Annotated in this window: 8 protein-coding genes and 2 tRNA genes; 6 read left to right on the forward strand and 4 right to left on the reverse strand. The window is 33.4% G+C overall.

Translation table 11 applies throughout. The features are described 5' to 3' along the window. On the forward strand, positions 1–502 hold a 502-nt coding region (locus tag CVD18_RS19365), incomplete at its 5' end, for an IS3 family transposase (protein ID WP_146052861.1). A 62-nt stretch (positions 503–564) separates the two neighbouring features. Here CVD18_RS19365 and CVD18_RS19370 read toward each other — a convergent pair. The 3 genes from CVD18_RS19370 to CVD18_RS19380 form a co-directional block, all read right to left on the reverse strand. Beyond that, positions 565–3,201, reverse strand: a complete 2,637-nt coding sequence (locus CVD18_RS19370; protein WP_103867157.1) for an AsmA-like C-terminal region-containing protein — start codon at positions 3,199–3,201, stop codon at positions 565–567. A gap of 311 nt (positions 3,202–3,512) precedes the next feature. Continuing rightward, on the reverse strand, positions 3,513–4,220 hold the full coding sequence (locus CVD18_RS19375) for a queuosine precursor transporter (RefSeq protein ID WP_103867158.1): 708 nt from the start codon (positions 4,218–4,220) through the stop codon (positions 3,513–3,515). Positions 4,221–4,382: 162 nt separating this feature from the next. Then, complete coding sequence (locus CVD18_RS19380) at positions 4,383–4,919, reverse strand: hypothetical protein (protein WP_146052862.1); 537 nt, start codon at positions 4,917–4,919, stop codon at positions 4,383–4,385. 306 nt (positions 4,920–5,225) lie between these two features. On the opposite strand from CVD18_RS19380, the gene folK reads away from it, so the two are divergent. Further along, positions 5,226–6,353 (forward strand): 2-amino-4-hydroxy-6-hydroxymethyldihydropteridine diphosphokinase, encoded by a 1,128-nt coding sequence (folK, locus tag CVD18_RS19385; protein ID WP_103867160.1) that lies wholly within the window; start codon positions 5,226–5,228, stop codon positions 6,351–6,353. A 174-nt stretch (positions 6,354–6,527) separates the two neighbouring features. Further along, a complete protein-coding gene (locus tag CVD18_RS19390; protein ID WP_103867161.1) occupies positions 6,528–7,451 on the forward strand; it encodes a hypothetical protein in 924 nt (307 codons plus the stop codon). A gap of 58 nt (positions 7,452–7,509) precedes the next feature. Here the strand turns inward: CVD18_RS19390 and CVD18_RS19395 are convergent, their stop codons facing one another. Beyond that, positions 7,510–8,037, reverse strand: a complete 528-nt coding sequence (locus tag CVD18_RS19395; protein ID WP_103867162.1) for an RNA methyltransferase — start codon at positions 8,035–8,037, stop codon at positions 7,510–7,512. 322 nt (positions 8,038–8,359) lie between these two features. On the opposite strand from CVD18_RS19395, the gene mutS reads away from it, so the two are divergent. The 3 genes from mutS (at position 8,360) to CVD18_RS19410 (ending at position 11,222) form a co-directional block, all read left to right on the forward strand. Further along, positions 8,360–10,951 carry a DNA mismatch repair protein MutS gene (gene mutS, locus CVD18_RS19400; RefSeq protein ID WP_103867163.1) on the forward strand — a complete coding sequence of 864 codons (2,592 nt, stop codon included), beginning with the start codon at positions 8,360–8,362 and terminating at the stop codon, positions 10,949–10,951. 95 nt (positions 10,952–11,046) lie between these two features. Beyond that, positions 11,047–11,118: transfer RNA gene (locus CVD18_RS19405), tRNA-Gly, on the forward strand. A gap of 20 nt (positions 11,119–11,138) precedes the next feature. After that, a tRNA-Leu gene (locus tag CVD18_RS19410) sits at positions 11,139–11,222 on the forward strand. Positions 11,223–11,379: the final 157 nt, after the last annotated feature.

The raw sequence follows: 11,379 nt of genomic DNA on the forward strand, positions 1-11,379 counted from the left end.
AGAGAAGTGGGTCTCTGATATTACCTATATCAAAGTGGCAGGTCAATGGAACTACTTGACTATAATTATGGATCTAGCAGATAGAAAAATACTGGCATGGACATTAAGTGAAGATATGACTACAGAAAACACCATCTACAAAACTTGGATAAAAGCTAAAAATAGAAGGCAAATTACTGAAAATCATATATTTCACTCTGATAGAGGTGTGCAATATGCTTCACGTAAAATGAAGCTGATTTTTAATAAAAATAGTACCATCAAACAAAGTATGAGTAGAAAAGCAAACTGTTGGGATAATGCAGTAGTAGAATCATTGTTTAAAACCATTAAATACGAATGTACCAATAGATATAAATTCAAAAATTATCTTCAGGCATACTCTAAGATAGAAAACTATATCCAGTGGTACAATACACAAAGATTACATTCTTCTTTAGGATATAAAACTCCTCTAGAAGTAGAAATACAATATTGGAAAAATAATAAAAAAGTGGCTTGAGAAAATAGTCCCAAATTTATTAGGTAGTCCAAACCTCTTTCTTTGTAGCTAGTATCTAGTATTTAATTTTTTGTTTTGGTAGTGTCTTTTTTCTTTTTCTTTCCAAGAAAACCACCCAAAATGTTCTTAGCTGTATTCTTTAGGGTTTCTTCTGTATTGGTTGAATTGGATTTTGTAGAATCGGTTTTCTTTTTAGACCCTCCTAATAAACCTGTTAATGCTTCTTGACCTTTGCCAATAAGTTCGCCTTTTACTTTTTCTTTTTTTCTGTCAAGGATTTGTTGGCTCAGTTGTTTTACCGCCTGACCTGGATTCATATTGATTTTTGGGTTTTTGAAATTACCTGTTAGGCCTATTGGGATACCCACTGTCATGGCATTAGCTTCTTTATCATTGAGTTGAGAAATCAGACTACCAACTTCACTACCCAGATATTTGGCGGGGACATCTAGCTTGATATTGTAATCCATTTTTTGTTCAAAACTATGACTTCCTCCAGTTGTAATTTTTATTCCTTTTACATCAAATTCAAAAGGCTTTACATTAATTTTTCCATCATCAAAACTTAGATTTGTTTTGATATCTTTTAGGTTAAGCTGGTCTATTTCTATAAAATTAAGTTGATTGTCCAGATTAGATAAAAAGGGAGTTTTGGTAGTAGATACTTGCGCATTAAGTATTTCTGCAAGTGCTTTGCCTTTTAGGGAGCTCAAAATAGGAATAAGACTCTCATTTAGACTACCGTTTAGGTTTATTTTTGTAGTAAGACTACCTGTAAGTGCTCTTGCAATAGGAGCAAGTCCTTTTATTAACTCTAGGTTGTTGAATGATTTTACGATATCAATCTTACTCAAATCTAGTGCCATATCAAAAGTTGGTACTTTGGCTTTGGTAGAAACGTTACCATTCAATGCCATTCCACCATCAAAAATAGTAGAAGTTACATTTTCTAGATAGGCAGTTTCATCTTTTATTTTTACAGTTCCTTTGGTATTCTGTAGTTCTAGATTATCGTAGTATACTTTTTTGGTAGCAAAGTTTAGTGTAGCATCCAAGAAAGAAGGGATTCTCATCGTTTCATCTTCTACAGTGCTTTTAGAACTAGCAACTTCTTCGGTAGTTTCTTGATCGCTAACCATAAAATCATCTACAGCAAACACATTAGAATTTACATCAAAATTTCCTTTCAAGTCTTGTTTTGCAAAGAGAAAACCCATCAAATTATTGATGGTTCCTTTTGCAGCAAGATCAGACCTACCTGTAGTAGCCTGCATATTGTCTAATGATATAGTTTGGGGATTAAAACTCACATTGGCAGTTTCAATCTTTATTTCATTAGGCGTATCAGGAGAAGCGTATGTAAATTTTGATATACTGGCCGTTCCTGAGCTTTTTATGTTTTGGTACTGTTCTTTCTCTAAGGACTGCATATCAAAATGCGTTTGTATATCAGCCTTTACAATCCCGTTTAGTTTTTGTTCTAGTTGCAAAGGGTATGCTTGATTCAGATTGGCTAAATTCAATGTTCCTTTTAGCATCATATCCACAATCATATTTTTGGTAAGATTCCGTAAACTTCCCTTGGCAGCAAAAGAATCTTGGTCTATCTTAAAGGTAAGGTTGCCTATTTTGATATACGTATCATCTACCAGTCCAGTCTCATTCATGATTTGAGTATCAATATTGATCTGTTGCACCCCTTTTGGCAAATCGGGATATTTGAATGATGCATTGTTTGATGCAATTCTGATATCCATTTTTGGGATATACGTATCATCAGACTTTCCTTTGATTTTCCCATTAATAGAAAAATCTCCACTCGTTTGTATTCCGTCTAGATTTTTAACATAAGCTTCAGGAATCACCGCAAGAAAATTTTTGAAATCAGAAGAAGGAGTTTTAAAACTTAGGTCTATATCTGTGAATTTTTCAGACAATTGTACATATCCAGCAAACTCTAGTGGTAATCGGTTAATTAATGCTTTGTTCTCTTTAAAGGAGTATCGTTGGTTTTTGAGATCTAATTCTAGTAGGGCATCCAGTTGTAGTTTATTCTTGTTTAAATATTTTGTACTGTCTAAACTAAAAGAGGCTTCTGTATGTGTATGTGTGTCCAAAATGATTTTATCTCCAGATACAGAGCCATCACCACTGTGATTAAGACCTGTCATTGCCAGCATGGTTTTGCTAACATCATCTTTGAATAAAATTTTACTATCATTAATTTCGTAATGATCCAGATCAAAAGTAAATGCACTACTTTCTTCTTCTGGTTCAGGATCAGAGGTTTCTTCTGATTTTTTAGCAATATCTACATTAGAATTTCCTTTTGCATCAGTTTTGATAGCAATATTGGCTTCGTCTATCTTTATTTTTTGAACATTGATAGGTTCAGAAGCTCCTTTGAATAATTCATTGACAGACATATCCAGAGCAATCTTTTTTGAATATGCCAGCGTATCCCCTTCAAAAGGCGCATAGTTTATGATAGAGAATTCATCGATTACTATAGATGCATGCGGAAAACTCCTTATCAGACTGATATCTAGATCAGCAAAATCTACCTTTGCGTTTACATGCTCATTTACCAGATAACGTACTTTATCCTGAATGGTGTCTTTGAATAAAAAAGGAATGGCAATAATAGCGATAATGAATAGTAATAAAAGAATGCCAAGGATTTTGAGGACTTTTTTCATGGGTTTTGAATTATTGTTGTTTGTTGCACAGATCTGTGTAGCTATAAATTCGTAATAAAAAGGTACTTAATTTTATATAAAACCCGATTTATGTATTAGAAAATCTATTACACTTTACAGGTTCTGCAAAAACGGACGTTACACTGCACTTTTTAATTTAACCGTAGCGATGCTATGCTAAAATTAAGAAAACACTCCTTTATTATTGTGCTTTCAAGCTTTATAACGAAGTTCTAATGCAGAAATCGGGATAAAATAACGATTTACAAAGATACGATGTTACTTTTTTTAAGTTAACTATTTGTTAGATTTTAAATTTCGAGCGCTAATTCATCTCCTTGTTTTAGCTTAAATCGTCTTCTTATTAGGTAAACACAGAGGTATAAGATAGGAGTATCTAATGCAGCAACAAGCACTTTAAATAAAAAGCCACTCAGTAATAAAACTCCAAAACGATCCCATTCTATTACTCCTGCAAAACATAATAAAAGAAGAACTGTAAATGTGTCTATGAATTGAGACGAAAATGTAGAAAAATTATTTCTTAACCAAAGGTGTTTTCCTTTGGTAACCTGTTTCCAGAAATGAAAAATTTGGATATCGATATATTGTGCAAAAAGGTAGGCCATCATTGAGGCAAATACTGCTACAACTGTTGCGCCAAATACCTGATTGAATATTGAGTCGTTTATTGGTGACCAAGCTGTTGCAGGGACTGCTGATGCTATAAATACAATAAGTAGAGAAAAGAACGAGGCAAAAATACCTGCGGTAACAATCTGATTGGCTTTTTTCTTACCAAAAATTTCACTAATAATATCGGTGATCAAAAAAGTAATTGGATAAGGGAGTATTCCTACAGAGATCTCAAAAGTATACATTCCTAAAAAATCCCAATAAAAGAATTTTTGAAAAATAAGATTAGATACTACAAGAGAGGAGATAAAAAGCGCACCCAAAATCAAATATATTTGATATGCTACTTTCTTGTCTTTTAAGCTGAGTGGTGGTTTATTCAAAACGATATTTCAGTTAGTGATCTTCTCACAAATATAATAAGAAGAAATAAAGCACATACTTTAGATTTATCAATTACTATATTTTGGTTTTTTTGTTAAAACAAAAGAAATCAGAGAAATAATCTTTGATGCTGTGTTTGTATTAGCAGGTGTGAGATTTTACTATCCTCCAAAATCAACATTGATTTTATGTTTTTCTGCATAAGACTTTGCTATCTTCATAAGAGTGGCTCTTTTGGTGTCATACTCAGAAAGAGAATTCTCTAGCTTTTGAATGGCTGCTTCTATTTGGTATGATGGAGCTTGTGAGTCTAAAAGTTTAGAAATATCGATATAATCTTTCTCACAAGTTGATTTTATAAATGTAAAAACATCAAGAGAAGCTGTTATCAAATCCTTAGTATCTGGAGTGACTTTTAGTGCTTTGATTTTATCTAGGTCTTCAGTGATCGTAGGGATTTTTAATGTTCTTACATGAGTTTCATAACTATCAACAGGTTTGTATTCTCCGTCTACGTTTCCATACAGCATATTTGAACTTTTTAATTGTTTCATGGAGTCAAAATCTTTTCCCCCTAATTCCAGATATTTATTAATATTTAAAGTTGTTCTGTCAAAATAATTTTCTGGGGTATCAAAATTGCAAGACTGTAAAGATGTGGCTAGAATAAGTAGTATAAGTGTTAGTCTACGTTTCATAAGATTGTTTTTGTTAAAAAATGAATCGTCAAAATCTCCACCATAAGTGAGGGTTTCAAAAAAATCAATAGCATCTATTTTCTTAAAATAATAAGAAACATGAAGGGACAAGTGCTCAAAATAAGGAGTTTAGTTGTACAAACTTCATTAGATGTTTTTATGAAAACATAAAATTAAAATTTAAAAGAAGATAATAGGATAAATGAAGGATTTTATTTTTATGATTATCTATTTCTTTAGTTATTTTTGCGCAACACTATATAAATAGTGGTATTAGTATATTACCAAACTATATAATTCTAATTCTTGAAAACATCTCACCTATTACATATTTCGCTGGGAAGCAATATAGGCAATCGCCTAGATTTTATTCAAAATGCTATTGATGAAATATATAAAAGAATAGGTGATGTGGTATCTGTATCGGGAGTATATCAAACACCAGCTTGGGGATTCAGTAGTGAAGATTTTTATAATTCTTGTATAGCTGTTCAAACTTTTCTTTCTACAGAAGAAGTGTTGCCTATCTTATTAGAGATAGAAGATATTTTGGGAAGAAAGAGAACTCAAGGAAAAGGGTATGAGGCAAGAACAATTGATCTGGATATTATTTTTTCATCAGAAGGTCATATCTCAACAAAAGAATTGATAGTTCCACATCCTGCTATGCAGGATAGGAAGTTTGTGTTGGAGCCATTAGCAGAAATTGCAGGGGATGTTGTGCATCCTAGATTAAAAAAAACAGTAAAAGAGCTGTTAGAGAATGTCTCAGATAACTCAAAAGTAAGCAGATTACTTGATGTAGTTATAAATCCTAAGGATCGATATAATTTATCTCATTTTCAATACCTCACTATAGAAGGTAATATTGGAGCTGGTAAAACAAGTTTAGCACAACTTATAGCCAAAGAATTTAATGCAAAACTTATTTTGGAGCGTTTTGCAGATAACCCTTTTTTGCCAAAGTTTTATGAAGATATGGAGCGGTATGCTTTTCCTCTAGAGATGTCTTTTCTGGCAGATCGCTATCAGCGATTACAGGATGATATTGCACAATTTGATTTGTTTAAGGATTTTGTAGTAAGCGATTATGATGTGTTTAAATCTTTGATTTTTGCAAAAGTGACCTTGCAGGAAGAAGAATTTGCGTTGTATAAAAAAGTATTTGATCTGATGTATAAAAACCTGACTAAGCCAGGGTTGTATGTGTATTTGTATCAAGATACAGAGCGATTATTAGAAAACATCAAAAAGAGAGGAAGAGAATATGAACAAAAAATTCCACCTGAATATCTGGATAAAATAAATAAAGGCTACCTGCAATTTATAAAATCTCAATCAGAATTTAATGTAAGGGTAGTAGATGTTTCTGAATTAGATTTTGTGGCTAATCGATCTGATTATATAGCTATTCTCAAAGAGATTTCTCGATAAAACTATACCCCTTTAATCTACAATAGTAGTGAGTTTATAATCATTGGTTTTTGAGCTGCTACAACAATATTTAGCTCTTTTTTTTGTTTTATCCTGTTAGTCTGTAGTTGGTTGTGATATTATGAGTACTATTTTTTTTCTTATTTTTAGCCTACCAACTTATATATAGATACCATGACACAAACATCGATTTCTAGACCTAATCTTATTGTAATATTGCGACTTTCTGCTTTTCTTATCTTTTTAGGAAGAGCCTACCAACATATTGTATGGGATGCACCATATAGAGCTTTCTTTTGGGATGAAGCAATGCTGAAAGGGGTTGTTGAATCCACATTTGGGATAACCTGGCATCATTATGTGACCAGCCTATCCGTTGGCAACGGGATCTCTTTATTTATAAAAATGATAGGTGTTTTCTATTTACTATGCGCTATTGCTACATTATGGATAAAACCGAATATGAAAAGATTGGGTAAATTCTTTTTGCTCGGCGGTAGTATTGCACTTTTTATATTGGCATTTTTGTACTGTAAGGAAAAGTTTTTTCACGTTGGGCAGTTTTTTGAGTATACTATTCAATTCATGTGTCCTGTATTACTTTATATGCTACTATTTACTACTATATCGTTAAAAAAAATACGATTTATAGCACTTATAGCCATTGCACTTACATTTAGTTGTCATGGTTTGTATGCTATAGGATACTATCCAAGGCCAGGAAGTTTTATTGATATGACATTAAATACTTTGTCAATTAATGAACCAAGTGCTCATTTATTGCTGAAAATAGCAGGAGTTCTTGATTTTGTAATAGCAATAGCAATTTTTATTCCCAGAATATCATATATAGCACTAGTATATGCATTTGTTTGGGGAGGTCTTACTGCAATAGCGCGTTTGACAGGACATTTTTATGTTGACTTTTTAGGCGATACTTTTAGCCAGTGGACATGGGAGGTGTTTATACGATTGCCACATGCTTTAATCCCTCTGTTTGTCATGGTTGTTGATCGCCCTAAGGTTTTCAAAAAAATATTTTCCAGAATACAAAAACCTAAAACCACGTACACTATAGATACCCCAGAACAAGCATAGTTTTAACTCTAAGCCAAAAAATGAATGAAGTTTACAAAGGATATGTGAACTTGAATTATTAGAGTTTATTATATAAATCCCAAACAACAAGACCAGCACTTACAGAAATATTAAGTGAATGTTTGGTGCCGTATTGAGGGATTTCTAGAACGGTATCGCTTTCTGATACAACTTGTTGTTGTACACCCTTTACTTCGTTGCCAAAAACGATAGCATATTTTTGATTGGGTTCAGTAGTAAATTCATTGAGCATAACTGCATTTTCAGCTTGTTCAATAGAAAGAATCTTTACATGCTGAGCTTGTAGGTTTTGTATCAATGCCAAGGTGTCGCTTTTATGCTCCCAATCTACAGTATCTGTAGCTCCCAATGCAGTTTTTTGAATGTCTTTATGAGGAGGGGTAGCAGTAATACCACAGAGATATATTTTTTCTATCAAAAATGCATCTGCAGTCCTGAACACAGATCCAATATTATTAAGACTTCGAATATTGTCAAGAATAATAATCAAAGGAGTCTTTTTTGAAGTCTTGAATTCTTCTACCGTTTTGCGATCCAGTTCGCTATTTTTGAGTTTTCTGTTCATTGAGGTTGACTAGGTTTCTTTTTGATTCAATGTTTTGATGTTATCAAAAAGAGATATAAAATAGTATTAAACCCGATAAAGGCTCAAATTTTGTTCAAATGTATCATTTTATTGTCAGTTATTAATTCTAAGATTACTTGATTTTCTTGCACAGAGTGATAAGAACTTGTAGGGACTAATTATTCTAAAACAAAATTGTGAATAAAATTGAATAACTCCTATTACTGATATTTCAAAAAAGATAGTAGAATAGCTACTTTAGCAGGATTCACAAAATTATACTTCATTGGCAGCAAAAGACGGAAAAAAGGTAACTCCATTAATGAAACAATACAATAGCATAAAGGCAAAGTATCCTGATGCGCTATTGTTATTTAGAGTAGGGGATTTTTATGAAACGTTTGGAAAAGATGCGATTAAGTCTGCTGCTATTTTGAATATTGTTCTGACCAAAAGAGGAAATGGTAGTGAGCAAGAAACAGCACTAGCAGGTTTTCCTCATCACTCTCTTAATACATACTTGCCAAAATTGGTAAAGGCAGGAGAGCGGGTTGCTATCTGTGATCAACTAGAAGACCCTAAGCAAACAAAAACTATTGTAAAACGAGGGGTAACAGAATTAGTAACTCCAGGAGTTGCCCTCAATGATGAGGTATTACAAAGCAAAACCAATAATTTTTTATGTGCTTTGCATTATGGTAAAAAAGGATTAGGCGTAGCATTTCTTGATGTTTCTACAGGTGAATTTCTTACAGCACAAGGTGATGTAGCTCATATAGATAAGTTACTTCAGAATTTCAACCCTAGTGAAGTTTTAATTTCTAAACCAAAAAAGAAAAATTTTCAAGAAGATTTTGGTACAGATTTTCATACCTTTTTTATAGAAGATTGGGTATTTAAACCTGATTATGCAGATGAGACTGTGAATACCCATTTCGGAACCAAAACATTAAAAGGCTTTGGGGTAGATCATTTGCAAGAAGGTGTTATTGCGGCAGGAGTGATTCTTCATTATTTAGGAGAAACCCAGCATCATAAATTACAACACATCACTACAATTCAACGTATTGCAGAGGATCAATATATTTGGATGGATCGATTTACAATTCGCAATCTCGAATTGTATCATGCCAATGCTGCAAAAGCAGTAACTCTATTAGATGTTATTGATAAGACGATTTCACCTATGGGAGGTCGTACATTAAAACGTTGGTTGGCTTTACCATTAAAAAATATTGCTGCAATCCAGCAACGTCATGAGGTAGTACAGTTCTTTTTGGATGATGCCATATTACATCAGAAAATTCAGCATCAGATAAAGCAGATAGGAGATATCGAGCGACTGATTTCAAAAGTAGCTACAGGTAAAGTAAATCCTAGAGAAGTCATTCAGCTCAAAAATTCTCTCGAAGCTATTGTGCCTATAAAAGCGCAAGCAACAAATAGTACTAATGAAGCATTGCGAGTAATAGGTGAAACTCTTAATGATTGTGAGTTATTGCGTAACAAAATCAAAGAAACACTTAATGAGGAGGCTCCTGTAAATGTATTAAAAGGAAATACAATTGCAGATGGATATCTTGATGAACTTGATGAGTTGCGATCTATTGCTTTTTCAGGAAAGGATTATCTGGATAAGATGTTGGAACGAGAAACGGAAGCTACTGGGATTACTTCTCTAAAAATAGCTTCGAATAACGTGTTTGGATATTATATAGAAGTAAGGAATACGCATAAAGATAAAGTGCCAGATACTTGGATACGCAAACAAACATTGGTAAGTGCAGAGCGATATATTACAGAAGAACTCAAAGAGTATGAGGCCAAGATTCTTGGGGCAGAAGAAAAGATTTTAGCGTTAGAGCAACAACTTTTTGCAGATCTTGTTGTTTGGATGCATGAATATATCAAACCTGTACAGCTCAATGCCACTTTGGTAGGGCAATTGGATTGTTTATGTTCTTTTGCTCAACTTGCAACAGAAAACCAATACGTGCGACCTCTGATTGATGAGACGTATGAGTTAAAGATTAAGAATGGTCGTCACCCAGTAATCGAAAAACAATTGCCTCCAGGAGAGCAGTATATAGCCAATGATGTATTGCTGGATCGAGATACCCAGCAAATAATAATGATTACGGGGCCTAATATGAGTGGGAAATCTGCTATATTAAGACAGACTGCGTTGATCGTATTATTGGCACAAATGGGATGTTTTGTTCCAGCAAAAGAAGCCAAAATAGGTGTTGTAGATAAAATATTTACCAGAGTAGGAGCAAGTGATAATATTTCTATGGGGGAGTCTACATTTATGGTAGAAATGAATGAAACGGCTAATATCTTGAATAATATATCAGACCGTAGTCTTGTGCTACTGGATGAAATAGGACGAGGAACCAGTACCTATGATGGTATTTCTATTGCTTGGGCGATTAGTGAATTTTTACATGAGCATCCTTCGCGTCCTAAAACCTTATTTGCGACCCATTATCACGAATTAAACGAAATGTGCGAGACCTTTGGTAGGATTAAAAATTATAATGTATCAATAAAAGAATTAAAAGATACGGTATTGTTTTTGAGAAAATTGGTTCCTGGAGGTAGTGAACATAGTTTTGGAATTCATGTAGCAAAAATGGCGGGAATGCCTCAGCAAGTATTGCATAGAGCAAATAAGATGCTTAAAAAACTAGAAAAATCACACAGTAGTGAAGAGCTTACAGATAAAATCAAAGGATTACAGGAAGATGATGAATTGCAGTTAAGCTTTTTTAATTTAGATGACCCTCTTCTCGAAGAGATTAAAGAAGAAATTCTGGATATTGATATTGATACTCTTACTCCAGTAGAAGCATTGATGAAATTAAATGAGATTAAACGTATGTTAACCAGGAAGAAAGCATCTCAGGTGTAATTTTTTTTATTCTTTTTTCAAAAAAGACTTTGGTATTTCTATAATTGTTTTAAATTTGCATCCGCAATAGCACATTACAACGTTCATAACATACTGCGAAAGTAGCTCAGGGGTAGAGCATCACCTTGCCAAGGTGAGGGTCGCGGGTTCAAATCCCGTCTTTCGCTCTGAGATAAAAATATACCAAGCTGAAGTGGTGGAATTGGTAGACACGTTGGACTTAAAATCCAATGTCCATTAGGACGTACGGGTTCAAGTCCCGTCTTCAGTACTTGACGGGACAACTCCTTATTTTTAGGTGTTGTCCCGTTTTTATTTGAGTTAAAATTATTTGATAATGAGGGGATTACCGCAAATAGTGAATTTACTCGATTGGTTCGATAACGGTCATTTTTGTAATCAAAGATGATTCCTTCTGGAAATACAAG

It is taken from the genome of Aquimarina sp. I32.4 (assembly GCF_002924285.1).
Taxonomy (GTDB): Bacteria; Bacteroidota; Bacteroidia; order Flavobacteriales; family Flavobacteriaceae; genus Aquimarina.

What these genes read in the sequence shown, in the direction of transcription:
- mutS (WP_103867163.1), top strand. Translation starts at nt 8,360, where the DNA reads ATGAAACAATACAATAGCATAAAGGCAAAGTATCCTGATGCGCTATTG.
- CVD18_RS19370 (WP_103867157.1), bottom strand. Translation starts at nt 3,201, where the DNA reads ATGAAAAAAGTCCTCAAAATCCTTGGCATTCTTTTATTACTATTCATT.
- CVD18_RS19395 (WP_103867162.1), bottom strand. Translation starts at nt 8,037, where the DNA reads ATGAACAGAAAACTCAAAAATAGCGAACTGGATCGCAAAACGGTAGAA.
- CVD18_RS19380 (WP_146052862.1), bottom strand. Translation starts at nt 4,919, where the DNA reads ATGAAACGTAGACTAACACTTATACTACTTATTCTAGCCACATCTTTA.
- CVD18_RS19390 (WP_103867161.1), top strand. Translation starts at nt 6,528, where the DNA reads ATGACACAAACATCGATTTCTAGACCTAATCTTATTGTAATATTGCGA.